Source organism: Chitinophagales bacterium, from assembly GCA_019694975.1.
Classification (GTDB): Bacteria; Bacteroidota; Bacteroidia; order Chitinophagales; family UBA10324; genus JACCZZ01.
On sequence record JAIBAY010000008.1, the window covers coordinates 112,203 to 137,106 of the forward strand.

The 24,904-nt window shown below is 44.7% G+C and carries 20 protein-coding genes and 1 tRNA gene; 4 read left to right on the top strand and 17 right to left on the bottom strand.

The annotated features are described in order from the left end of the window. Positions 1-43 precede the first annotated feature (43 nt). Entirely contained in the window at positions 44-1,294 is a 1,251-nt protein-coding gene (pepT, locus tag K1X61_13950) for a peptidase T (protein ID MBX7109751.1), read from the bottom strand. Between the two features lie 253 nt (positions 1,295-1,547). Here pepT and K1X61_13955 point away from each other — a divergent pair, with 253 nt between their 5' ends. Continuing rightward, positions 1,548-2,156, top strand: coding sequence for a hypothetical protein (locus K1X61_13955; protein MBX7109752.1), 609 nt, complete (start codon positions 1,548-1,550; stop codon positions 2,154-2,156). A gap of 52 nt (positions 2,157-2,208) precedes the next feature. On the opposite strand, the gene K1X61_13960 is transcribed toward K1X61_13955, so the two are convergent. The 11 genes from K1X61_13960 to K1X61_14010 all read right to left on the bottom strand — a co-directional run bounded on the left by K1X61_13960 (position 2,209) and on the right by K1X61_14010 (position 15,572). Then, on the bottom strand, positions 2,209-3,513 hold the full coding sequence (locus tag K1X61_13960) for a cation:proton antiporter (protein MBX7109753.1): 1,305 nt from the start codon (positions 3,511-3,513) through the stop codon (positions 2,209-2,211). A gap of 551 nt (positions 3,514-4,064) precedes the next feature. Then, positions 4,065-4,307 (bottom strand): Rrf2 family transcriptional regulator, encoded by a 243-nt coding sequence (locus K1X61_13965; protein MBX7109754.1) that lies wholly within the window; start codon positions 4,305-4,307, stop codon positions 4,065-4,067. A 375-nt stretch (positions 4,308-4,682) separates the two neighbouring features. Next, positions 4,683-5,531 carry a phosphate ABC transporter ATP-binding protein gene (locus K1X61_13970; GenBank protein MBX7109755.1) on the bottom strand — a complete coding sequence of 283 codons (849 nt, stop codon included), beginning with the start codon at positions 5,529-5,531 and terminating at the stop codon, positions 4,683-4,685. An 11-nt stretch (positions 5,532-5,542) separates the two neighbouring features. Further along, positions 5,543-6,394 (bottom strand): phosphate ABC transporter permease PstA, encoded by an 852-nt coding sequence (gene pstA, locus K1X61_13975; GenBank protein MBX7109756.1) that lies wholly within the window; start codon positions 6,392-6,394, stop codon positions 5,543-5,545. 45 nt (positions 6,395-6,439) lie between these two features. After that, complete coding sequence (gene pstC, locus K1X61_13980; protein ID MBX7109757.1) at positions 6,440-7,339, bottom strand: phosphate ABC transporter permease subunit PstC; 900 nt, start codon at positions 7,337-7,339, stop codon at positions 6,440-6,442. Positions 7,340-7,349: 10 nt separating this feature from the next. After that, a complete protein-coding gene (locus K1X61_13985; GenBank protein ID MBX7109758.1) occupies positions 7,350-8,342 on the bottom strand; it encodes a substrate-binding domain-containing protein in 993 nt (330 codons plus the stop codon). A gap of 174 nt (positions 8,343-8,516) precedes the next feature. Continuing rightward, positions 8,517-9,680 (bottom strand): OprO/OprP family phosphate-selective porin, encoded by a 1,164-nt coding sequence (locus tag K1X61_13990; protein MBX7109759.1) that lies wholly within the window; start codon positions 9,678-9,680, stop codon positions 8,517-8,519. Positions 9,681-9,996: 316 nt separating this feature from the next. After that, positions 9,997-10,428: an Rrf2 family transcriptional regulator gene (locus tag K1X61_13995; protein MBX7109760.1), complete on the bottom strand. Its 432-nt coding sequence runs from the start codon at positions 10,426-10,428 to the stop codon at positions 9,997-9,999. Positions 10,429-10,633: 205 nt separating this feature from the next. Continuing rightward, complete coding sequence (gene lpdA / locus K1X61_14000; protein MBX7109761.1) at positions 10,634-12,022, bottom strand: dihydrolipoyl dehydrogenase; 1,389 nt, start codon at positions 12,020-12,022, stop codon at positions 10,634-10,636. A 277-nt stretch (positions 12,023-12,299) separates the two neighbouring features. Beyond that, positions 12,300-12,947, bottom strand: a complete 648-nt coding sequence (locus K1X61_14005) for an outer membrane lipoprotein carrier protein LolA (GenBank protein ID MBX7109762.1) — start codon at positions 12,945-12,947, stop codon at positions 12,300-12,302. A 66-nt stretch (positions 12,948-13,013) separates the two neighbouring features. After that, positions 13,014-15,572, bottom strand: a complete 2,559-nt coding sequence (locus K1X61_14010) for a DNA translocase FtsK (GenBank protein ID MBX7109763.1) — start codon at positions 15,570-15,572, stop codon at positions 13,014-13,016. 195 nt (positions 15,573-15,767) lie between these two features. Here K1X61_14010 and pruA point away from each other — a divergent pair, with 195 nt between their 5' ends. Next, complete coding sequence (gene pruA / locus K1X61_14015; GenBank protein ID MBX7109764.1) at positions 15,768-17,399, top strand: L-glutamate gamma-semialdehyde dehydrogenase; 1,632 nt, start codon at positions 15,768-15,770, stop codon at positions 17,397-17,399. A gap of 98 nt (positions 17,400-17,497) precedes the next feature. On the opposite strand, the gene argS is transcribed toward pruA, so the two are convergent. Next, the gene (gene argS, locus K1X61_14020; protein MBX7109765.1) at positions 17,498-19,276 is read right to left on the bottom strand and encodes an arginine--tRNA ligase; all 1,779 of its coding nucleotides are present in this window, start codon (positions 19,274-19,276) and stop codon (positions 17,498-17,500) included. Positions 19,277-19,387: 111 nt separating this feature from the next. Then, positions 19,388-20,335: an arginase gene (locus K1X61_14025; protein ID MBX7109766.1), complete on the bottom strand. Its 948-nt coding sequence runs from the start codon at positions 20,333-20,335 to the stop codon at positions 19,388-19,390. Between the two features lie 264 nt (positions 20,336-20,599). Between K1X61_14025 and K1X61_14030 the strand changes: the two genes are divergently transcribed. Next, the gene (locus tag K1X61_14030) at positions 20,600-21,994 is read left to right on the top strand and encodes an arginine decarboxylase (GenBank protein ID MBX7109767.1); all 1,395 of its coding nucleotides are present in this window, start codon (positions 20,600-20,602) and stop codon (positions 21,992-21,994) included. A gap of 60 nt (positions 21,995-22,054) precedes the next feature. Beyond that, on the top strand, positions 22,055-22,534 hold the full coding sequence (locus K1X61_14035) for a methylated-DNA--[protein]-cysteine S-methyltransferase (GenBank protein ID MBX7109768.1): 480 nt from the start codon (positions 22,055-22,057) through the stop codon (positions 22,532-22,534). Between the two features lie 170 nt (positions 22,535-22,704). Here the strand turns inward: K1X61_14035 and K1X61_14040 are convergent. The 3 genes from K1X61_14040 to pfkA form a co-directional block, all read right to left on the bottom strand. Further along, positions 22,705-22,788: transfer RNA gene (locus K1X61_14040), tRNA-Leu, on the bottom strand. Positions 22,789-22,879: 91 nt separating this feature from the next. After that, positions 22,880-23,695 carry a 2,3,4,5-tetrahydropyridine-2,6-dicarboxylate N-succinyltransferase gene (locus K1X61_14045; GenBank protein ID MBX7109769.1) on the bottom strand — a complete coding sequence of 272 codons (816 nt, stop codon included), beginning with the start codon at positions 23,693-23,695 and terminating at the stop codon, positions 22,880-22,882. Positions 23,696-23,776: 81 nt separating this feature from the next. After that, positions 23,777-24,760, bottom strand: coding sequence for a 6-phosphofructokinase (pfkA, locus tag K1X61_14050; GenBank protein ID MBX7109770.1), 984 nt, complete (start codon positions 24,758-24,760; stop codon positions 23,777-23,779). Between the last annotated feature and the right edge of the window lie 144 nt (positions 24,761-24,904).

Below are 24,904 nucleotides of genomic sequence, written 5' to 3' on the forward strand. Positions count from 1 at the left end.
AATCAATTGTTTCGAATTTAGAAAAAGTGCATCATTGACGATGTCAGCTTCTTTCTTCCCAGATCATACTGAGATGAATAATGGTTTCCACAGCTTTCTCCATATCCTGAACAGATACCCATTCCTGCTTAGAGTGGAAGGCATGTTCACCCGCGAATAAGTTAGGGCAGGGCATTCCCATAAAAGACAACCGGCTGCCATCTGTGCCGCCCCGGACGCTTCTTCTTTCCGGTTGCAACCCTGCACGCTGAATGGCTTCCATTGCATAAGATCCTACCTGCGGATGCAGATCAATTATCGTTTTCATATTCCGGTATTGTTCCGTCACTATAAAATCAAATGATGAGTGAGGGTAACTCTTTAATGTCTGTTCTGCAATTTGCCGTAAGAATTGCTCCTTCCTATGCAAACCTTCATTTTTGAAGTCGCGAATGATAAACTTGATGGTAGCTTGTTCCAGGGTACCATTGATAGCGGTTGGATGAATAAACCCTTCCATGTCATCCGTCGTCTCCGGTGACAATGCATCTTTTGGCAGGGCTTCAACAATCGCGGATGCAATTTTAATGGCATTTTCAATCTTGTTTTTTCCGAAACCGGGATGCGCACTTACACCATGTACGATCATTGTCACCAGGTCGGCAGAGAAGGTTTCATCTTCCAGTGTTCCTGCAGCTTCGCCATCAATGGTATAGCCAAACTGTGCGCCCAGCTTTTGCATATCCACGTGGTCAACTCCGTGGCCAACTTCTTCATCCGGTGTAAAGAGAATGCGGATGGTTCCATGCTTGATTTCCGGGTGCTGCATTAAAAAGTTTGCGGCATCCATGATCGCAGCAACACCGGATTTATTGTCGGCACCAAGCAAAGTGGTGCCATCGGCGGTGATAATGTCATTGCCGAGCTGATGCTGCAGATCAGGATGTTCGGTTGGGCGAAGTACAACAGAAGCATCAGCGGGAAGTTTAATTTCCTGCCCGTTGTATTTGCGGTGAATGACAGGCTTCACATTTTCACCGCTGCAGTCCGGTGAGGTATCAACATGTGAACAAAAGCAAATTGTGGGAACTGTTTTGATGCTAGTAGCAGGAATCGTTGCATAAACAATTCCGAATTCATCCATGGCAGCATCATGAATTCCCATGGCACGTAATTCTTCTACAAGAAGTCTGGAAAGATTTTTTTGTTTTTCAGTAGTAGGTACCGCAGAAGATTCAGGATCAGACTGTGTATCGATTGTCACATACCTGAGAAATCTTTCCGTCACAGTATGTTGAATGGTAAGATCAGCCATATAAAAAGTTTGTAAGCGTTAAAAGTACCTATTGATTTGTAAAGTAGAAAGTGGTTGGAATGCCGATATACATTTTTACGCTTGCCGTGGAATTCGGTATCTTCATTGAATTAAATTAACTGTTATGAAGCGGGCTGTTTTTTTTGTTGTATGCTGCATGGTGATTGCTTGCCGGCCAGAGCGCAAGCGAACGCCTGAAATTACTCATCTGAATACGGAGCAGCATGTTGATTCGGTACAACAATCAGACGGTATGAAGATATACAGAGGGTTATTTGTAACAGGAAGAAATGGCAAGACTTTCCGGAGTTGCGGAAGTGAAAAGGATAATTATTATGTAATTGATTCTACCCACCAGCTGGACGAACTTTATGAAACCATCTTTCAGCGTTCACCGGCATTCCCGAATGAATATGTGTATGTAGAGATGAAAGGCGCTTTGCAGGTCGGAGATCGTGCGGCATCCTTGCATGGCTTCGACAGTTCAATTGTTGCCTATGATATACTCACGTTTGAACAGAAAAATTACCGGAATACCTGTATTCCATATGATTTTTGGGCAATAGGCAATCAGCCGGATTGGTCACTGCAGGTTTCGAGCAGCGAAGGAATCATAGCCCTGAAAGATTACAGCCACAATGAGGTTTATCTTTTTGAATATTTCGCACCTAAGATTATCAATGATGAAGTGTTTACCTACTATTCAAATAATTACGCAACGCAGACAGCTATTAATGCGGTTTTTAAACGGATGAGTTGCAATGATGGATTACCGGGCAATGACTATGAATATACTGCAACCGTGATTATAAACGGTAAGCGTTTCAGCGGATGCGGAATAAGGGGAAGCGACGTGCAATAGCATGCCAGATTTATTATTTACCACAAACAATACAACGGTAGTAACAAGCTGATCAGGCAGGAATGCCAGTTGATACTTCTTCCGGTTTCCTGATAGCAGAATCACTGGGTTTATTATCCTGCCTGGCCAGGAAATACTTAATGCCCGGGCCAGCCATCACGATGGTTACAAATGTCATAATGACCAGGCCGACGAATATTTTTTCATCTATTATTTTGGCCTGTAATGCAACAAGTCCGAGTACAATTTCCTGCGAGCCGCGTGCATTCATCCCGAAGCCTACTGCAATGGCTTTGTTCGATTTGAATCCGCTGAGACGTGCACCGATATAACCACCCAGTATTTTTCCCGCAATAGAAATCGCCAGAACAAAGGCAACAATTGAAAGGTCGAAGTTGGCCACAAAATTGACTTTCAAACCGATGGAAACAAAAAATAGCGGGGAGAATACATAAGTAACAATATCATGAAAGGTTTCTTTCGCTTTTTCACTGAAATAGGGGGAGTTTCCTACGGCTACACCCATAATAAATGCTCCAAATATCGCCTTAATGCCGAGCCACTCGGTAAAGATGCCGCTCAGCAGGCAAAGAATCATGGCAAGTGATAACTCTGCCCCGGGCTTTGATAGTTTGTTGTTGGCGAAACGAAGGATTGGGTTTACTACCATGGTTCTGCCAATCGATATCAGAAATGCTGTATAACCGGCAATAATGAGTAATACCGTAACGGCACTGAATTTACTTTCGGCCTTAAGGTCAGCAATCGTAATTACCACAGAGAACAGCATCCAGCCGATGATATCATCAATCATCGCAGCCGTCATCATCAGGTTACCGAACCTTGATTTAATCATATCAATATCTATCAGGATTTTGGCCATTACACCCAATGCGGTGATGGATAGGGCCGTTCCCATAAAAAGCGCAGGGGCAAGTTTGTTTTCCGTTGGTTCGCTGAAGAACACACTGTAAAACAGCCAGGTAAATCCAAAACCCATAGCCAGCGGGAAGATTATGCCTGACAGGCTGATTTTAGCCGCGGCTTTACCTCTTGTACGTATGTTTTCAAGTCTCACTTCCATTCCGGCAATAAAAAGGAGCAGCATAACGCTTAGTCGCGAAAGACCGTCAAAGGCAACTGACGATTGTTTGGGATCAATAAAAACCGATTGAAAAAATCCGGGAAATAATGCTCCGATAAAGGAAGGGCCGAGCAGGATGCCACCTAACAACTCGCCTATGATAGCAGGAAGCCCCAGTTTTTTAAAGAGTTCCCCCATAATACGTGCAGTAGATAGCAGTATTACCAAAATGACAAGAAACTCCAACACTTCGTTTGTAGCTAATTTACCCATGATCGGTTGCTTAATGACTGTTTGGTTGATGAAAGTGGCAATGTTACTTCTACAGAATCGGTCGTACTTTGTTACAACATGCCTGAAATTTATTTATACCGTAAACTGTATTCTTGCCAGGTAATTACTTCTACCTATTTAGTAGAACTTTGCGAAAGGTAGAAAGATTTTTTGAAAATCAAGTTGTTTTAAAATTAGCGGTTAATCGCGGCGATATAGTGGTAGGTAGGGCATAAACATTGAAAATTGCATATAAGGCATGGATCAGATATTGCCACATTACTTAATAAGCCAATACATTTATTTTCCCGGCCATATGATGAGAATTCCGGCCGTCTTTTTTCCATAGCTTGCTGTCTGCAATCTCCGGGAATGGCTTGTTACAGCATTGCCATGGCTATTGCATCGCGGTCAGGCTAACAGGCAATTTGAAACGTTTACAACGATTGATGGATTTCAGGCAATGAAACCGACGATAGTAGATTATGCCATATCAGTCAATATACTGCAACAACCTGAAGTTTTGATGCAAGGCATCCTCAAGCGAAGTCTTATCCAAAATCGAAACCCGTTGCATCCCGGACCAGCTTCATCACATTGCGTATTTCGCATGTTTTTGCGTCTTTGCAATCATAGCAGGGCTGATAATATCGCTCGCTGACGCATGGCAACGGACCTAAAGGGCCATCAAGGATACGTACAATCTCGCCCATGGTAATTTTTTCCGGGTGACGGGAAAGGAAATAACCTCCATTTCTGCCCATCCGGCTTTGTAATATCTGAGATCGCTTCAATTCAAGCAAAATTTTTTCAAGGAATTTGCGTGGTATATATTCCTTTTAGAAAGCTCCGCGGTATTGATATAGCCATCATCCTTGCTCTGGATTTTTGCAAGGTACAGTACAGCTTTTAAACCGTATTTGGCTTTTTTTGAAAGCATGATAGCTCTTTTGGTGATGCTCCTGAGAGATTATTTTGTTATGATTGACTTTTTATTGGCATTTCTGAGAAATGATTTACTGCCTGCTTTTTTTGTCAATATTCCTGATGACGGGAGCATAAACTCAAATGGTTGCTCTGTAAAGTATCGGGCATCAATCTCCCCTTTGTGTTGCTTCCGGTTGCGAAAAACGGACTTTGAATACTTCATAATAAGCAGATTTGTGGAATTAACTTATTGTACCTTTTACGTATTCGCGTGTCATGTCTTTTTTAGGATCCTCCAGTAATTGCTGTGCAGGTCCGTGTTCAATGATTTCGCCCAGGTACATAAAAACAATGTAATCTGCAATGCGCCGGGCTTGTCGCAGTATATGGGTTACCATTACAATTGTGTATTGATCTTTCAATTCAACAAATTTTTCTTCGATACGCTGACTGCTGATGGGATCAAGGGCTGAGGTGGGTTCGTCGCCAAGGATTATTTCAGGTTCCACGGCAAGTCCGCGGGCAAGACATAACCGCTGCTGCTGTCCTATGGAAAGTTTAGTGGCAGGCTGGTGCAGGCGATCTTTAACCTCATTCCACAAGCTGGCTTGCTTAAGATAATATTCTACTTTTTCCGACAGCAGGTTCTTTTTTCTTAACCCATGAATACGCATGCCAAAGGCGATGTTATCGAAGATGGACATCGGTAATGGCATCGGCCGTTGTGATAACAGCCCCATTTTCTTACGTATATGAGTCACTTCTACATTTTTGCCATAAATATTCTCGCCATCAAGAAGTACCTCGCCGTTAATTTTGATACCATCTGATGATTCAATCAACCTGTTGAATGTCTTCAGCAAGGTTGTTTTACCACAGCCGGAAGGTCCGATAATAGCGGTGATTTTCTTATCAGGAATATCAATGGAAACATCTTTCAGTATCCTGGATGTGCCATAGCTGATATTCAGGTTGCGGACGCTAAGATGTGTTTTTGCAGTATCAGCTGACTGTTTGGCCTGCAGTGTATTGATTTCGTACACGGATGTGATGAGTGGAGCATCGGCAAAAGTAGTAGTGGAATTTTGCATGGGAGTGAATTTTATTTAATCACATGTTTATTAAACCGTTTTGAAAGCATCCGGCTGCTGATGCTGATGATGAGAATCATGATTGTAAGGATGAGTGCGGATGCATAGGCCCTGTCAACAACTTCTGCAATAGGTGAACCCAACTGGAAAAAGATGGCGAGTGGTAATGTGGCAGCAGGTTGCAGGATCGAAGTCGGAACATTATCCGTGAAACCAGTAGTAAATATCACGGAAGCCGCATCACCGATAGCACGCCCGAAACCAAGCAGCATGGCTGTCAGTATGCCGGGTGCGGCCTGTCGCAGAATTACCCTGATGGCTGTTTCCCATTTTGTTGCACCAAGCGAGAGGGCCGCATCGCCCAATTCTTTAGGAATGGTTCTGATTACTTCATCCATAGTACGTGCCATGATGGGCAATACGAGCAATCCAACGGTAATAATTCCGGCCAGCAGCGACACTTTGAGTCCAAAGTAAATCATGATTATAAATCCAAAAGCCCCGTAAACAATGGAAGGAATGCCGTACAAAATATCGAGCGATGTTCTGATATACTGTGCGAACCGCGAATCGGCAGGTGCGTAAACGTTCATATATACCACCACCGGTATGCTCAGCAGCATGGCGAAGATACTGGCACCAAATCCCAGGTAAATTGAACCGGCAATGGCATTCAGGACGCCGCCTTCCTTGCCAAGGTAAAAGCCGCCGCTGGGTGATTTGGAAATCATGTCCCAACTCATAGCCGGCAGCCCTTTTACCAGTATAGTCAGCACAATAACGAACAGGCTGCTGATGATGATGATCGTAGCTAACCTGATCAGAATATTAAAAACCCGCTCCTCAAAATTTCTCCAAAACATAGATGTTATTTTTAGTGGTTCTTATTTGGTTGAATGAAAATTGATTTAGGCCGTTCTGCGTTCAACCCTCATCATGATAACGCGTGCGGCAACATTAAACAGGAGAATTACGGTGAGCAGCAGGAGTGAAGCGAACATCAATGCAGCGTCATACATCGGGATGGACATCATTTCGCCGTAATTATTTGCAATCAGTGCAGGCAAGGGGTAACCTGAATCAAACACTGAATGCGGAATAAGGGCGGTGTTGCCGACCACCATCAATACGGCCAGTGTTTCGCCAAATGCCCGGGAAAATCCGAGGACGATGGCAGCAATGATTCCCGGAGCTGCTTTTCTGAGCACGACCTTTTTAATGGTTTCCCATTTATTTGCTCCCAGCGAAAGAGATGCTTCTCTGAGTGCAACAGGTACTGTTCTAAGTACTTCCAGCATAATGTGTATGACAATCGGAAATACCATGATTGCCAGCACAAGTCCTCCTGCAAGTATGGAATAACCGGTGGTGTCTTCCTGACCAAATGCGGGAGCAAGCGTGTTGGAGATAAACGGCACGATCATGATAATGCCCCAGATTCCGAAAATAACGGAGGGCAGTCCGGCGAGGATATCTACCAGTGATGTTACAAAATTCTTAACACGCTTATTAGCATATTCCGACAGGTAAATAGAGCAGAGTATGCATAACGGGGCGGCAATCAGTATGGAAATAAGTGTAATGTATACCGTACTTAATATATAAGGCAAAAAGCCAAATTGATTTTTGCCGGGTTTCCAAACGGACTTGGTCAGTAAATCTGAAAGCGAATGAGATGACAAAATGGGGCGGGACTTTGCATAAAGCCCCCCCACAATCAGGAACAACAGGAAGCCGGCAATTACGCTAAGGCATAAAACGACCTTGCCAGCCACTTTGTCCTTGAGTATCCTTAAAGTAAGACTCATTATTCGATGATTAGTTTGAAGCTGTTAATGCTGATAATTCTTTCTTGAGTAAGTCAGCCGGCAATTTGACAAAGCCTGCTTCATCCAGATATTTTTGACCATCGGATAAGGCCCATTGGAGAAATGCAACCATTAGTGGATTTCCCGGTTTGCCTTTGGTAACCAGGTAAAGGGCGCGTGCAGGTGGTGAAGGGTAGGCCCCACTCAGAATAGCATCATCTATTATATCAAGCGAGCCGTACACATTTTCCGCCGCATCAAATACGCGGTTATTGTTGAGGTCGATAGGGCAGGGGAAAAGGCCGGGTTGCGGTTTTCTGCTCTTATTGTCGTAAACAAAATTGATATTGTTGAAGCCCATGGCCAGCGGATCTTTGGCAACCGCTTGTGCGAGCCCGGGGTCGCCGAAAACGCCTGTGCCACCCAAATCCTCCTGTTTATACGAACTGCCTAAAAACTTCGCCCATGATTCAGCGGCACCGGCTGCATCAGAGCGCGTAAATATTTTTATCGGTTTCATACTTTTATTGCCTAGTACTTCGCCCCATGTTGTTATTTCTCCCGAAATAAAAATCTTATAAAACTGATCACGTGTGATACCTTTTTGTTTAATCAGTTCGATATAAGGATTGTTGGGATTGATGACAGGAATAACAGCGATTTTACAGACGGCAATACCATAAGCACCTTTTTTGACTTCATCGGGCGAAATATCCCTTGACACCATTCCAAAGTTGACAGTACCCGACAGTACATCAGTCATTCCTTTACCAGCACCACCACCCTGAATATCAAAGGTGACGCCCGGATTAAGTTTCCTGAATTCTTCACCCCATTTAACTGCCATCGGATAGAGCGCATAAGCTCCGGACATTGTAATTTTTCCGGATAACGCCTTAGGCGGATGATTCGCTGCTCCTGCCGGCACTATCCGTGGAGTAGTGAAATTCAGCAATGTAAAAAGCGGGAGCAGGAGTAGCGGAAGGAGTAATTTTTTTTGCATTATCATGATTTTTGGTTGTGATTAAATAATGAGCGAAATGGCAAACGGTGTCAAATGTAAAAATGTTTTTTTAAAAACTACTAAATCTATAGATTAAATTAGAAAGGTCAAATATGTAGTTAAATGTGTAAAAAAGAAGGCGCCGGCTGCAGCGCCCTCTTTTGTATTATCCGGTCAGAAGAATATCTGCGCCTGCACAGAGAGCAAATCATTTTTCTTCTGTGTATCTGCGCCATCTTCATGCCTTATATCGTATTGCAACTGGATCTTTGTGAATTGGGCAAAGTAGTAGTTGAGCCCGAAACTAATGACACTGGTTGCATCCTTATCTTTATCCATATTGGGATCATATGAATCATACTTGACCAATGCTGCAAATTTCTTCGGAATGAAATATCCTTCCGCAAGGCCATAGTATCCTCCTTTGTTGGTGGTACTGTCAACCCCCTGCAGGTATTCAAATACGGCATAGATGTGTTTGCCATCCTCGTATGCAACATCAAATCCAAATCGATTCCTGTCTTTTGGTGTTTTTTTATCGCCTCCGTATGTTGCTTTTCCATTATAAAAAGAGCCTCCGATTGCAAGGTTCTTTATGGGGCGAACCACCACTCTTCCTGCGATATCTTTATGTGCATCAGCATCAGAGACATTTATGCCGCTTCCGTTGAATAGCCCGAGGGAATAATCCACCCAATTGGAATTTGTTGCAGCATTCGGAATACCGCCACTAAAGAGCAAACCAATGTCACGGCCATTATTATTAACGGCGGTAGTGGAATTGGCTGTTGCCAGCACATCTCTCGAACGGGCGGTGAGCGCTTCAACAGCCTGAGAACGGCTGATACTATGAATATCATAATCTGTGCGAAGACTTTCATAGGAGATAGGCGCTTTTTGCTGCCCGACCGTAAGTTTGGCAAATTTATTATATGTGTATGCCGCAGTCGCATCCATCAACCGGACAGTAGGCGGTGCAAAATCTGCCTGGAAATTGTATGATAAGTTTTTCAGCACAGTTCCCCGTAAGAAGAGCCGTGCATTTCTGATATCAAAGCCATTGGCAGGTTTGCCAAGCGCCGGATCAGTGAAATTGTATTGGTAGCGGACCTGGCTATACCCGTTAAGTGTCATTTTTGCCGTGATGGAAGAGATTGGGAATGTGAGCATTTGCGGAGGTGGTGCCTGTTCCTTTTTTGGCGAATCAGCCTGCATAGTCTCGATCGCCGGAAGATTAGTGTTGCTAAAATTGCCGGATACGGCTGCAAACGATCTGCTTTCATTGATGAAAATTACCAGGAAAAACAGTGATGCAGTGAGGGTAAATTTCTGTTGCATAAAAATCGGTTTTGGTTAGTAAGTACGCAAAAATATATAAAATCTATAGAAAAGGTAGAATAGTAAAAAATATTTTTTTGACGGGTTCAATGAACTATTTCCAGGCAGGTTTTTACCTGGATAAATTCTACTGGAAGCACAGCTCCTGATACTCGCAAGTATTGATGTCAGGAGCAGCATTTTTTCAAAGAGAGCGGTGCTGAAGTATAGTTCACGACAAACTGATGCAGCATGTTGCAACGTGTATTTTTGCAGATACAGGCTGGAAAAATGCCTTGATATACAAGGTGTGCACTATGATATATGTGCCATCCGCTTATTTGTGAAGTGTTAGCTTGGAATGCATGGCATCTGCCAGCGAAGTACGGTCAAGGATATGAGCAGTGGCATCTCGCACATGCTTCATCACTTTCCTGATTTCACAGGTGCGTTCATCTTTGCATTCCACACATCTTACATAAGCTGACTTACTGACGCATTGTACGGCAGCAAGCGGCCCGTCGAGAATGCGGATAATCTGGCCGAGGTAAATCTTATCGGGTGATTTCGCCAGTGAATAACCACCGCCTTTTCCCATTCTGCTGTATAAAATGCCCTGCTTTTTCAGTTCAAGCAAGATGTGCTCGAGGAATTTTTTAGGGATATATTCTGCTGCGGCTAAATCGGCGATTAATACCGGTCCATCCTCATAATGGCGGGCGAGATAAAAGGCTGCTTTCAAACCGTATTTTGCCTTATGTGATAACATGCTACAAGATAATTTTATTTTCAAAGAAGCAAAGAAGAGAAAGAGCGAAAGCTGAAAAACTGATTCTTAGAGCAACTTCTTGTTCGGCCGGCAAGAGCGGTATTCCTTTCATAGCAGATTGATTCATATTAATATCAGCAAGGCACATTTCCATTCGCGCAGGATTTTTAGCTGTAGCGACTAGGATTAACTATTTATCATCTTTCTATAAATGTATCACTTCACCATAGGCAGCCGCTGCGGCTTCCATTATTGCCTCGCTCATTGTCGGATGCGGATGGACGCTTTTAATAATTTCATGCCCCGTAGTTTCCAGTTTTCTGGCAACGACCACTTCAGCAATCATTTCCGTTACATTTGCACCTATCATATGAGCGCCCAGAAACTCTCCATATTTTGCGTCGAATATAACCTTTACGAAGCCTTCCTTGGCACCGGCCGCACTTGCTTTTCCTGAGGCGGAAAATGGAAACTTGCCCACCTTTAACTGGTATCCGGCCTCCTTTGCTGCTTTTTCTGTTAAGCCAACGGAAGCGATTTCCGGTGAACAGTAAGTGCAACCCGGAAGGTTATTATAGTCGAGCGGTTCAGGATTCTTTCCTGCAATTTTTTCAACACAGATGATTCCTTCTGCACTGGCCACATGTGCCAGGGCTGGGCCCTTTACTATGTCGCCTATTGCATAATATCCGGGAATGTTGGTGCGATAAAAATCATCAACACTAACCCTGCCTTTTTCGGTTTTGATGCCAGTTGCTTCTAATCCAATATTTTCAATATTCGTAGACACACCTGCAGCGGACAGCACAATATCGCAATCGATGTTTTGCACGCCTTGCGAAGTTTTAACCGACACCCTACAGGCAGTGCCGGAAGTGTCAACTTTTTCCACTGCAGCATTTGTCAATACCGTGATACCTTGCTTCTTATAACTTTTCTCCAGCTCTTTAGCTATTTCTTCATCTTCAACAGGCACAATGGAAGGCATGAATTCAATAAGCGTAACCCTGGTGCCCATTGCATTATAGAAATAAGCAAATTCACATCCGATGGCACCGGCACCCACAATCACCATGCTTTTGGGAAGCTGCGGCAATACCATCGCTTCGCGATAGCCGATTATCCTCTGGCCATCCTGTTTCATTGCGGGTAGTTCTTTCGATCTGCTGCCGGTTGCCACGATAATATGGCGTGCAGCAATTTCGCTTGTTTTACCGCTGCCATCAAGTATTGCCACCTTGTTTCCGGGTTTCAGTGTCGCAGTTCCCATTACTACTTCAATCTTGTTTTTTTTCATGAGAAACTGCACCCCGCGGCTCATTCCATTCGCCACATCGCGGCTTCGTTTTACAATTGCATTGAAATCAGGCGCGGCATCTCCAATGGTAATACCGTAATCTTTTGCGTGCTTTATATATTCAAAAACATTGGCGCTTTTTAAGAGTGCTTTGGTGGGAATACAGCCCCAGTTGAGACAAATTCCGCCAAGAGATTCTTTTTCAATAATTGCCGTTTTCAGCCCCAGTTGAGCAGCCCTGATAGCTGCAACATATCCACCGGGGCCACTCCCTACTACAATTAAATCGTAATTCATGTAAGAAATTGATTAGTGATGATAAATAACCCGGTGCAAGATAAGAAAAGTGCAATGGTTTAAAGTGTTGGGCCTTGTCACCAGTATGTCATGACCGATCATCACACGCGCGTCATCCACCTGCCATTGCGATTGCCAATATGTTCAGGGGAGCATGGTTATTTGCCTTGCTGCATTATGGTGCTGAAAAATGATGCTCTATCCCGGAAGCATAACTAAATAAAGCGAGTCAGCAAAGGCAAATATGCGAGGGTTACGGTACTACCGGGTTTTAGGATCACCGGAGATCTACCACTTCAATGCCGGGGTATTTTTTGGTATCAAACGCAAAGAATGCATCATTCAGCTCCACATTAGGAGTAAGCTTTTTAATTTCATAGGTGTACCTGTTTCCGTTTTTATCAAAGACGGTAGCACTCTGAATAGTTTTCGCAGCCTTGTCTATAGCCAACCGTACTTTGAAATAGGGTTTGTTCTTATCATTTGGCGTCAGATCGATGATCTGCAGCGTCTTTCCGGCTATTGTCTTTTCTTCGTTAAAAGCATAGAGGAAATTTTTCTCATAAATGGTAAAGATCTCTGTTGGTGAGATGTTGTTATCATCCTTTTCGAAAGTGTTGATCTGTACTTCATTTTCGGCTTTCAAGTAGGTCCAGACAGTGATATTATCAGAAATTATCTCCTGGTTGCTGAGCATTAATTTATACTTATTCCCTTTCAGGTAAAGTGTTCCCGATTGCTGATTTGTTTTGCTATCAGATCCGCCTTCCAGGGTAAGCGCAAAATCAGCCTGCACCGATTTATACCCTTTATATTTGGCACTTACGCCATTCAGAATCTGCTGTGCTTTGACGTCAGGCTGTTGTGCAGCTATGGATAAGCAATACAATACACAGCAAGTAAAGAGACCGGCTGTCTTCTTCATAAATGAGAAATTAAAGGTGTGTTGGTGAAAATGTGTTTCAGCAAACTGGCTTGATCGGGTGAAAGTCTAATAAATTCCGCTTTTCTCCTTCAGGTGAGCCAAAAACTGTTCCAATTCCAGTTCGTCCTTTATCAGCACATCACGGGCTTTACTGCCCTGATTAGGGCCAACGATGCCGGTGGATTCCAGTTGATCCATTAACCGTCCGGCACGGTTGTAACCAAGTTTAAGGCGTCGTTGCAGCAGTGAGGTGCTGCCTTGCTGATACTGTACAATCAGGCTTGCGGCTTCTTCAAATAATTCATCGCGTTCATTCGGATCCAGGAAGTCACCACCTTCGCCTTCTTCATCTTTTACTTCCGGCAGGAGGTGCGCTTCGGGGTATCCCTTCTGTGCGGCGATGAAATCACATACCTTTTCAACTTCAGGGGTGTCAACGAAGCCACATTGCAACCTGATAGTTTCTCCACCTATAGAAAGCAACAGGTCGCCGCGCCCGATTAGCTGATCGGCGCCGCCATGATCGAGAATTGTGCGCGAATCAACCTTGGAGGTTACTTTAAATGCTATTCGCGCGGGAAAGTTTGCTTTAATGGTACCGGTGATGATATTTACCGAAGGCCTTTGCGTAGCAATGATGAGGTGAATACCGATGGCACGTGCCAGTTGGGCAAGCCGCGCTATGGGTGTTTCAATTTCCTTTCCGGCAGTCATGATGAGATCCGCAAATTCATCAATCACGAGGATTATATAAGGCAGGAAGCGGTGACCTTTGGTCGGAAGCAGCTTTCGGTTCAGAAATTTCTCATTGTATTCCTTTATGTTTCTGCATTGCGCGTTTTTCAGCAGGTCGTAACGCAGATCCATTTCAACGGTCAATGCTTTGAGCGTATTCACCACCTTTTTGGTATCTACAATAATCGGGTCGGCTTCACCGGGTAATTTGGCAAGAAAATGTTTTTCAATGCTTGTATAAAGCGACAGTTCCACCTTCTTGGGGTCAATCAGTACAAATTTTATTTGCGATGGATGTTTTTTATAAAGCAATGAAACCAGTATGGAGTTAACACCAACAGATTTTCCCTGTCCGGTAGCACCGGCCATCAGCATATGCGGCATACGCGCGAGGTCAGCAATGAATATTTCATTCGATATTGTTTTTCCCAATGCAATTGGGAGGTCCATTGCCGCGTTCTGAAATTTTTCTGATGCCAGCATGGAACGCATGGAAACGGTCTCTTTGTGCATATTAGGCACTTCGATACCGATGGTGCCTTTTCCGGGAATAGGGGCGATAATGCGTATTCCCAGTGCGGAAAGTGATAAGGCGATGTCGTCTTCCAGGTTTTTTATTTTGGAAATCCGTACACCAGGAGCGGGCACTATTTCATAAAGTGTGACCGTGGGACCAACTGTAGCTTTAATATTTTGGATCTCAATGCCGTAATTCTGTAAAGTTTTTACGATCTGATCTTTGTTACGCATCAGTTCATCCGAATCGATCCGTATCTTTTCAGAACCATAATTTTCCAGCAGATCCAGTGTCGGGTATTGATACTTTGGCAGATCAATTGCAGGGTCGTAGTTTTCACGAACGGCTGTTTCCGCATCAGCCAGTTCTTCCTCTTTTGTTGCCACAATGTCGAGCGCTATATCCGATTCATCTCTTGGCGGCAAGCTGCTGAGCGGAGCATTGATTTCCCCGATTGGGGTGCTGATTTCTTCAGCTGTTTCCTCATCTTGCTCATCAATTGTTTCCACCACCAGCGACCCGACGGTAATTTTGTTAGCCGGTTCCAGTTCCTTCAACTCCATTTCAGCAGGTTCATGCTCCGGTGATGTGAATGTTTCGGCAGCAGGTAAATCAGGGGCGGCCGCAGGTGATTCAGCAATGTTATCATCTGCATTGCTGATTGCCGTACTTAGTCGTGGTGTAGCAGCAGTTTTGAAAGGATTAAAGTGATGAAAACTATAATTGAAAACTATAACCACATAAGCAAGCACTGCGAAAATCAGGAGTGCACCCGTGCCGATGACTCCGAGGAATCCCACCAGCCAGCTGTTCAGCATATTTCCCATTGCACCGCCGAATGGAAAGCCATTCCCGGAAAAAAAGAAACTCAAAGTGGCAGGCAGGAGAACTAATGCGAAAAGCGCGACTTTCAGCAATCTCGTAACAGCGAATACCCTGATGTTGAATAATAAATTGACGCCGGCAACGAATAGTACAGCAACGAATAGGAAAGAGGTGAGTCCAAAGGCATTGTACATGAAAAAATGAGAAACATAGGCGCCTAACCGTCCCAAATAGTTTTCTACTTCGAAGGTGCCGGTAAGGAAGTTTCGCCAGGAGAATTGAAAAATTTTGTCCTGGTCTGTCTTCCATGTAAAAAGATAAGAGACCAGCGCAACAAACAGGTACAATGAGGAAAGCAGCATGGTGAGGCCTGCCAGTTTTGGCAATCTTTCGTCGTTGCGCAATGAAGTGAACCAGCTTTCGGCCTGTTTCTTCTTTTTCTTTTCGCGCGTCTTTTCCGTTACCGCTTTGGATTCAGTTACTCTCTCCTCCTTCGTTTCTTTCGCCTTTTCTTTTTCCGCCTTTAATTTATTGGTCGTTTCAGCCATACGATTCCCTCTAAAAATGTTTGGTAAAGTTAGCTGTTACCTAAGCCGTACAGGTGTTACTGATTAAAAGTTTTCAACACGAAAATGGTTAAACGTCTATCTTTGCGGCCGTATTTTGCTAAGAGTGAAATTCATCTGATAAGCATGTAAACTGAAAGTACACCGCAATCAATCATAACGTTAAAATTATCTTTTATGAGCACCGGATTTTTTAAAGTACCAGTACCAGCAAATGAACCAAACCTGATGTATGCACCAGGTTCGGCGGAACGCGCATCGTTGAAAGCAGCGCTCAGTGCGTTTAAATCCGAGACGGCCGATCTGCCCATGTTTATTGACGGAAAGGAAGTAAGGACGGGTAAAAAAATTGAGATGCATCCTCCTCATGAACATCATCACGTGCTTGGCCATTATCATGCAGGCAGTGCGGAACATGTGACGATGGCAATTGATGCCGCTCTCAAAGCAAAGAGGAACTGGGAAAACATGCCGTGGGAACACAGGGCCGCTATTTTTCTGAAAGCAGCCGACCTGCTGGCCGGTCCGTATCGTGCGCGAATCAATGCAGCCACCATGCTTTGCCAGTCGAAGAATGCTTTCCAGGCAGAGATTGATGCCGCCTGTGAGCTGATAGATTTTTTAAGGTTTAACGTGCAGTTTGCAACGGAGATCTACAGTCAGCAACCACTTTCGTCCAAAGGAATATGGAACCGGACGGAGCAACGCGCGCTGGAGGGATTTGTATTTGCGATTACACCGTTCAATTTTACCGCTATTGCCGGGAATCTGCCGACCAGTGCGGCGATGATGGGTAATACGGTGGTATGGAAACCATCCAACACGCAAATCTTTTCTGCCTGGGTAATTATGGATGTTCTGAGAGCGGCAGGATTACCGGATGGTGTCATTAACCTGATCTATACACCAGGTGCTGAAACAGGCAAGATCGTTTTTTCACATCCTGATTTTGCAGGGATTCATTTTACCGGTTCAACGGAAGTATTTCAAGGCTTCTGGAAAACGATCGGCAACAATATCGCTTCTTATAAGACGTATCCGCGCATAGTTGGTGAAACCGGTGGAAAGGATTTTGTGCTGGCTCATGCTTCGGCAGATGCGAAGGCGGTGGTAACGGCACTGTCAAGAGGTGCCTTTGAATACCAGGGGCAAAAATGCTCAGCGGCATCACGGGCTTACATACCTTCCAATCTCTGGAAGCAGGTGAAGGAGGGAATCATTGCCGATACGAACTCCTTCCGGATTGGATCAACAGAAGATTTTACCAATTTTATCAATGCGGTAATTGATGAAAAATCATTCGATCAGCTTGCCGGCTATATTGACCAGGCAAAGCGGGATGCCGGCATTGAAATTATAGCAGGCGGAGGTTATGACAAACGGGAAGGATATTTCATTCAACCTACTGTTATCAGGGCAGATGATCCGAAGTATAAAACCATGTGCACCGAGTTGTTTGGACCAGTGTTATCGGTTTATGTATATGACGAGCATAAGTTTGAAGAAACGCTTGACCTGGTGGACAGCACTTCAGCTTATGCACTTACAGGCTGCGTTTTTTCACAGGACAGAAATATCATCAATCATGTGTCGAAGCGGCTTGTAAATGCTGCAGGTAATTTCTATATCAACGACAAGCCAACCGGTGCAGTAGTAGCGCAGCAGCCGTTTGGCGGAGCACGTGCATCCGGAACAAATGACAAAGCCGGCTCGATGATTAACCTGCTTCGCTGGGTTTCACCGCGATCAATAAAAGAAACTTTTGTGCCACCTACCGATTACCGGTATCCTTTTATGCTGGAAGCCTGAACTGTTTTGTTACATGTTTAAAGGTGGTAATGACGCCAAAAATGGCTGGCGGATTTTACGGAGCTGCATAATTAGCATTCAATATTTGTGTACGAATGCTACATCTGTTGCGGCACATCAATACCCAGCAGTTTCATTCCGCTCTTAATAACTGCAGCAGTGCGGCCTGACAGTTGAAGCCGGAACATGCGCTGATCAGTATTCTCAGCATTCAAAATCTGCAGTGATGCATAGAAGTGATTATACTCCTTTGCCAGGTGATAAAGGTAATTGGCCAGTGTGGAGGGTTCAAATCCCGCTGCAGCTTGCCGGATGATGGATGGATAATCAGCTAACAGCATGATGAGCTGCCGTTCAATACTTTCGAATGAGTTCACTATCGCTGTTCCTTCCACAGCTATGCTTCTTTCCGCAGCTTTCCTGAGAAGGGAACAAATCCTGGCATGTGCATATTGAATAAACGGACCGGTAAAACCATGGAAGTCGATCGATTCTTCCGGATTGAAAATCATTTTCTTTTTCGGGTCCACTTTCAGGATGAAGAACTTGAGAGCGCCAATCCCCAACTGATGAAAAAGAGTGCGTTGCTGTTCTGCCGTGAAATATTCAATCTTTCCAACTTCCAGTGTTTTTTGTGCAGCCGTAGCATCCATTTCATCGAGCAGGTCATCAGCATCTACCACAGTACCTTCCCGTGTTTTCATTCTGCCGCTGGGCAGATCAACGAGTCCGTATGACAGGTGATGAATGCCTTCGGCATAAGGCCGGCTGAGTTTCGAGCATACAAGTTTTAACACCTTGAAATGGTAATCCTGTTCATTCGCAACGGTATAAACCATAACATCAGGTGCGTATTCTTCATACCGGAGATCAGCCGTGCCGAGATCCTGTGTAATATACACGGATGTGCCATCTGCCCGCAGCAGCACTTTCTCATCCAGCCCTTCCGCAGTCAGATCAACCCATACCGAACCATCAGGTTTTTTGAAGAATACATTTTTGGCCAGTCCTTCCGCTACAATTCGCTTGCCTAACAGATACGTATCGGATTCCATATATGCCTTGTCAAAGTCATTGCCGATTTTCCGGTAAGTTTCTTCGAATCCCTGGTAAACCCATTGATTCAGCATTTGCCAGAGGTTCCTGACTTCAGCGTCGCCTTGTTCCCATTTCAGCAGCATGGCTGCTATCGCCTGGTTGAGTGGTGCCTGCTTTTTTGCAGTATCTTCCGGCAGCCCTTGTGCAATAAGTTCTTTTATCTGGTGGCGCAATTCCTGTTCGAATCTTACATAGTATTCGCCAACAAGATGATCACCTTTTATGCCTGTACTCTCAGGCGTTTCATGATTACCGTATTGCTGGTAGGCCAGCATGGACTTGCAGATATGTACACCACGGTCGTTGTAGATGTTAACCTTGATCACCTCATTGCCGGCAGCTTTGAGAATAGCCGCCATGGCATGACCGATGAAGATATTTCTCAGGTGGCCAAGGTGCAGCGGCTTATTGGTATTAGGCCCGCAATACTCCACCATTACTTTTTTTCCTGTTGAAGGAAGTACACCAAACCCGCTTGCGCTGACCTGTTCGTTGAAAACGCTTAACCAATAAGCATCCTTCAAACGTAGATTAAGAAATCCCTTCACCACCTCATATCGGTCCAGTAACGGCAATTCAGCGATGAGCTGTTCACCTATTTCGGAAGCTGTCTGATCGGGTGTTTTTTTGGATAACCTGGCAAAGGAGAAAGCGACGACCGTGAAATCAAAAGGGAAATCCTTAGGAGGAATATTGATCTGCACCTGTTCCGGCACTATATGATGGCCATATAGCCTTGCTATAATTTGGGCAGTTTTTTCTTTGAGCTGAGATTGCATGGTACAGGTGACTGGCAGTTAATATTTGGCGAAAGATGTGAAGCAGTTTCCCGGACTGGCATCGAAGCGGTTTCCGGGAATCAGGAAACACCGGCCCGGCTTGCCACGTTATCAGTCATAGAGCAACTGGTTGGTTACCTTCAGGAGAATCTCAAAAGCATTTTCCGCCATCAGGTTTTCTTTGTCGAGCGTAGGGTTGATTTCTGTTATTTCAAAACAACACACTTTAGGACTTTGCATGAGGCGTTGTAACAACGAAGCAGCTTGTTTTTCCGTAATGCCGTTGGGTGCAGGTGTACCTGTTCCGCGTGAGATGGTCGGGTCCATGCTGTCGACATCAAAACTCACATAGATGTAATCACACGGTTCCACGGCGGTTAATATCTCGCGTGCAATTTTATCGATGCCCAGGTTATTGATTTCATCGGTTGAAAACATCTTCACTTTGTTTTGGCGGATGAGATAGTCTTCCTGCGGTTCGGTATCACGTACGGCAACAAAAACAAGATTCTCATAGCGGAGCTTAGGGGCCATCCCGTTCATGTTTTTGCATTCTTCCCAGAATTCGCGGGTGCTTTCATCCGGTGTGTTAGAACCCTGCGAAATATTATCCTCTGCCAGCGACATTGCCAGTGGCATGCCATGCATGTTTCCCGAAGGGGTAGTGTAAGGTGAATGCAGATCTGCATGTGCATCAATCCATATTACACCGATGCGGGCATCAGGATACGCTGCCTTAACGCCAGCTATAGTACCGGCTGCCGAGGAATGATCTCCGGCAATGACTATGGGGAATTGATCTTCTTTCAACGTCTTCTCCACTGCCGCACTCACCCTTTGGCATACAGCGAGCACACCTTTACCTCGCCGGGCATGCGGAGAGCGGGCAGGTTCCAGCAGCATGCTGTTTTCATCAGCAATTTCCAGTTCGGGAAACTGCTTAAAAAAAGTACTGCCAAAATCAAGCGCTGCAATTTTTATGGCATCAAATCCCAGGCTTGCACCGCGTGTTCCCGCACCGATTTCTGATTTGACCGCGATAATTTTAATGCTTTTCATGGTGTAAAAATAATCACAAAATCGGGAGTTGAAGTTGGAAAGATGCGGAGGTAATTAAGAGTTGCCTTGCTGATTTGAATGGTAAGTATCACATTACTGTGTTTGACTTTTCAATTGGTGAATACTGGAGCAATGATCAGTTTTAAAGAAATAGGCCACCCTGTAAAGATTACCGGAAGGCGTAAAAAAATAATTTCAGAAATCTAAAAATCATGTAGTTTCGCACGTCAAAAAAATCACGCCTCTCATTGCCAGCCACAGGAAATGACCAACACCTATAAGGATCTCGTCCGCCAGACATTTGATTTCCCACAAGAAGGTTTTGAAGTAATAGAGAATGAGCTGTACTTTAACGGCGTGCCGGTGATGGAAGTCATTCAGAAATATGGCACACCCTTGAAGCTGATTTATCTCCCCAAGATCAGTTCACAGATCAACAAAGCCAAATCACTTTTCAAAAAAGCTTTTAAGGAACACAAATACGGCGGCAAATATTACTATTGTTACTGTACCAAGAGTTCACACTTCAAGCATATACTCGAAGAAGTGCTGAAGAATGATGTGCATATAGAAACATCTTATGCATACGACATCAATATTATCCGTAAGCTGTATGAGAAGAAACTGTTTGACAAAAACAAATTTATCATCTGTAACGGTTTCAAGACCCGCACTTACACCACCAAAATTGCCGCGCTGATCAATGACGGTTTCACCAACGTGATTCCCATACTGGATAATAAATCAGAGATAGAAGCTTATCAGCGCACGGTGAAAGGTACGTGTAACATCGGGATACGGATCGCGGCAGAGGAAGAACCGACCTTTGAATTTTATACTTCACGGCTGGGCATACGCTGGCGCGACATTCTTGAATTTTATGTGCAGAAGATTCATAACAACAAGAAGTTTAACCTGAAGATGCTGCACTTCTTCATCAATACCGGCATTCGCGACAATGCGTATTACTGGAGTGAGCTGAATAAAGCGTTGAATGTTTATTGTCAGCTTCGGAAAATATGCCCGACGCTCGACTCCATCAACATTGGCGGAGGTTTCCCGATTAAGAATTCGCTGGGCTTCGACTATGACTATGAATATATGATCCGCGAAATAGTGCTGCAGATCAAGACGGCCTGCAAAAAGAACAAGATACCCGTTCCGAACATATTTACCGAGTTCGGGAGTTTTACGGTAGGAGAGTGTGGCGCTAATCTTTATAAGGTAATCGCACAGAAGCAACAGAATGACTCCGAGTTATGGTATATGGTAGACAGTTCATTTATCACCACGTTGCCCGACACCTGGGGCATTGGTCAGCGTTTCCTGATGCTGCCGATCAACAAATGGGAAAAGGATTACCAGAAAGTTAACCTTGGCGGACTCACCTGCGACAGCCAGGATTATTACAATTCAGAAGTGCACATCAACCAGGTATTTCTACCCAAAAACAGCAATGGAGAACCGCTCTATATCGGCTTCTTTCATACCGGCGCATACCAGGATCAGCTTTCAGGATATGGCGGCATCAAGCACTGCCTGATTCCATCTCCAAAGGTGGTTTTAATTTCCAAGGATAAAAAGGGAAACCTCACCGACCGATTGTTCGCCAAGCAGCAGACTTCGGCGAGCATGCTGAAGATCCTCGGATATAAGTAGCTGCCTGTCACCATACAAATTATTCAGGGTTAACCCTAAATTCCTTTCGCTGTATCCGATATGATTTATACGGCCTGTTATCCTTCACCACTGGGAAACTTATTGCTGCAGGCAGATGATGCTGCTGTGATGAAAGTACATTTTATGGAAGAGACGGAAAGCGTTGCATCGGCCACTTCACCGGTTTTGAGCAGATGTATGCTGGAACTGGATGAATATTTTAAAGGAAAGCGCAAGGTGTTTTCCATTCCTGTCAATCCAAACGGCACAGCCTTTCAGCAAAAGGTGTGGACGCAACTGATGACCATTCCTTTTTCAAAAACTATCTCGTATGCGGAACTGGCGTTGCAACTGGGCAACAAAAGAGTAATACGGGCAGCAGGTACGGCGAATGGAAGAAATCCGGTTGCAATCATTATTCCCTGCCACAGGGTAATTGGAAGCGATGGCTCACTGACCGGTTATGGAGGCGGATTGTGGCGGAAGAAATGGTTGCTTGATTTTGAAAGGAAACAACGGCAGGGTGAGTTATTCGACTGAATCCATTAAAGGGTTCTTTGTCATACCGGATCACAGCTTTTTGTTGTTGAAAAAAATATTTCACTGCAACATTATGTGGCGGTAGTTACGTATTGCCCTGCCACAATAATAACTTCTTGCAGGAGAAACGGTTGGTTGCATGCCCTTCCATAAACAGAGCAGGATAATAGTGCCGGAGGAGAGATTCGAACTCTCATGCCCTTGCGAGCGCTGCGCCCTGAACACAGTGTGTCTACCAATTCCACCACTTCGGCCTGAAGAGTCGCAAAGGTAAAGGGAATTTACAGAAATGAAAACTGATTTCTGCATTTGTAAACCCGGCAACTCATGATATGCGTATGAAAATCATACGGAGACATTGAAGTCTCTCAATGCATGGTTCAGTGACGTCTTTAAATCAGTGCTGGCTTTACGCCGGCCGATGATCAGTGCAGCACTCACATTGTATTCACCGGCAGGAAAATGCTTGGTAAAGCTGCCGGGAATGACCACACTTCTCGCAGGAATACGGCCTTTATATTCTACAGGTTGTGCGCCGGTTACATCAATAATTTTGGTGCTGGCCGTCAATACCACATTGGCACCCAGTACTGCTTCCTGTTCTACAATCACACCTTCCACCACGATACATCTTGATCCCACGAAGCAATTATCTTCTATTATCACCGGGTTTGCCTGCACAGGTTCGAGCACACCACCAATGCCAACTCCACCACTCAGGTGCACATTTTTCCCGATTTGCGCGCAGGATCCAACGGTAGCCCATGTATCAACTAAAGTACCATCATCCACATACGCACCGATATTTACATAGGAAGGAAGCAGGATCACATTTTTGCCAAGGAAAGAACCGTACCGTGCGATGCCATGCGGCACTGCACGTACACCAAGCTCCTTATAGTTTTTTTTCAATGGGATCTTATCGTAGAACACCATAGGGCCGGCCACCATCTCTTCCATCGGGCTCACTGCAAAATACAGGAGGATGGCTTTTTTAATCCATTCATTGGTGACCCATTCAGTACCTGTTTTCTCTGCTACCCGGATCTTCCCCTGGTCAAGCAATTGAATAACTTCCGCCACGGATTTCTTTACCTGTTCATCCTGCAGCAATGCACGGTTGTTCCAGGTTTCTTCGATCAAAGCTTTGAGCTCGTTCATTAATGTCTTATTACGAAAATTAAATGAGCAGGTTCAGCCGGGAAATGAAGCGTATAACCAACTTTTCGGTCGGGCAAATTCTCAGATTGACAATACTGTTGCGAGTTTCATCAGAAAGGGACTGATCTCCAGATTGTGTTTGGTAGCTTTGGTAAACGGCGTGAAGGTGACGCTGTGATGCATGACACCAACCATTAAATTTTTCTTTCCTTCCAGCAATGCTTCCACGGCTGAAAGACCAAGTCTGCTGGCCAGTACTCTATCCTGGCAGGTTGGGTTGCCGCCGCGTTGCATGTGACCAATCACGGAGACTCTTGTGTCATATTGGTTAAACTTCGCTTTTACTTTTCTTGCCACTTCAAAAGCACCGCCTTCTTCTTCTCCTTCAGCGACCACCACTATACCGGATGATTTCTTGCGTTGCCAGCCACGTTCCAGTTTAGCAATGAGTTGATCAATGGAAAGCGGGCTTTCCGGAATCAGTATTGCTTCAGCGCCTGTCGCTATGCCACTGCGCATGGCAATAAATCCGGCATCGCGACCCATTACCTCTACAAAGAACAAACGGTTATGGGAATCGGCTGTGTCGCGTATCTTATCAATCGCCTCCATTGCTGTATTGATGGCGGTGTCATATCCAATGGTGTTATCCGTTCCATAGAGATCGTTGTCGATGGTACAAGGCAATCCGATAAAGGGAACATCGTAATGATTATTAAATTCCAGTGCACCGCGGAATGTTCCGTCACCACCGAGTGCAACGATGGCATCAATACCAAACTTCCGTATACTTTCATTGGCAGCTACCATTCCTTCCTCCGTCATGAAGCGCTTACTGCGGGCGGTCTTCAGGATGGTTCCTCCTCGGTGTATGATATTACTGACTGACCGGGATTGCATTTCAAAAATTTCTCCGTCAATAAATCCTTCATAGCCGCGCATGATACCATAAACTTTTATCCCGTTATAGACAGCGGTTCGAACAACTGCCCGTATAGCTGCATTCATACCCGGTGCATCGCCTCCCGAAGTGAAAACGCCGATTGATTTAATGTTTGATTTCATTACCAATGATTTTGCGGTGCGAAAATAGGAAATAGGTAGAATGTAGGTGTAAAATGCTTACAGGCCGACTTGTGATAGTGTCAAAAAAATAAATAAGTGATCAGGAGGTTGGGATGAAAGGAAAAATTGACGGGCGGTGAAACG

Coding starts and splice junctions, on each gene's coding strand:
- pepT (MBX7109751.1), bottom strand. CDS start 1,294: ATGGCTGATCTTACCATTCAACATACTGTGACGGAAAGATTTCTCAGG.
- K1X61_13955 (MBX7109752.1), top strand. CDS start 1,548: ATGAAGATATACAGAGGGTTATTTGTAACAGGAAGAAATGGCAAGACT.
- K1X61_13960 (MBX7109753.1), bottom strand. CDS start 3,513: ATGGGTAAATTAGCTACAAACGAAGTGTTGGAGTTTCTTGTCATTTTG.
- K1X61_13970 (MBX7109755.1), bottom strand. CDS start 5,531: ATGCAAAATTCCACTACTACTTTTGCCGATGCTCCACTCATCACATCC.
- pstA (MBX7109756.1), bottom strand. CDS start 6,394: ATGTTTTGGAGAAATTTTGAGGAGCGGGTTTTTAATATTCTGATCAGG.
- pstC (MBX7109757.1), bottom strand. CDS start 7,339: ATGAGTCTTACTTTAAGGATACTCAAGGACAAAGTGGCTGGCAAGGTC.
- K1X61_13985 (MBX7109758.1), bottom strand. CDS start 8,342: ATGCAAAAAAAATTACTCCTTCCGCTACTCCTGCTCCCGCTTTTTACA.
- K1X61_13990 (MBX7109759.1), bottom strand. CDS start 9,680: ATGCAACAGAAATTTACCCTCACTGCATCACTGTTTTTCCTGGTAATT.
- K1X61_13995 (MBX7109760.1), bottom strand. CDS start 10,428: ATGTTATCACATAAGGCAAAATACGGTTTGAAAGCAGCCTTTTATCTC.
- lpdA (MBX7109761.1), bottom strand. CDS start 12,022: ATGAATTACGATTTAATTGTAGTAGGGAGTGGCCCCGGTGGATATGTT.
- K1X61_14005 (MBX7109762.1), bottom strand. CDS start 12,947: ATGAAGAAGACAGCCGGTCTCTTTACTTGCTGTGTATTGTATTGCTTA.
- K1X61_14010 (MBX7109763.1), bottom strand. CDS start 15,572: ATGGCTGAAACGACCAATAAATTAAAGGCGGAAAAAGAAAAGGCGAAA.
- pruA (MBX7109764.1), top strand. CDS start 15,768: ATGAGCACCGGATTTTTTAAAGTACCAGTACCAGCAAATGAACCAAAC.
- argS (MBX7109765.1), bottom strand. CDS start 19,276: ATGCAATCTCAGCTCAAAGAAAAAACTGCCCAAATTATAGCAAGGCTA.
- K1X61_14025 (MBX7109766.1), bottom strand. CDS start 20,335: ATGAAAAGCATTAAAATTATCGCGGTCAAATCAGAAATCGGTGCGGGA.
- K1X61_14030 (MBX7109767.1), top strand. CDS start 20,600: ATGACCAACACCTATAAGGATCTCGTCCGCCAGACATTTGATTTCCCA.
- K1X61_14035 (MBX7109768.1), top strand. CDS start 22,055: ATGATTTATACGGCCTGTTATCCTTCACCACTGGGAAACTTATTGCTG.
- K1X61_14045 (MBX7109769.1), bottom strand. CDS start 23,695: ATGAACGAGCTCAAAGCTTTGATCGAAGAAACCTGGAACAACCGTGCA.
- pfkA (MBX7109770.1), bottom strand. CDS start 24,760: ATGAAATCAAACATTAAATCAATCGGCGTTTTCACTTCGGGAGGCGAT.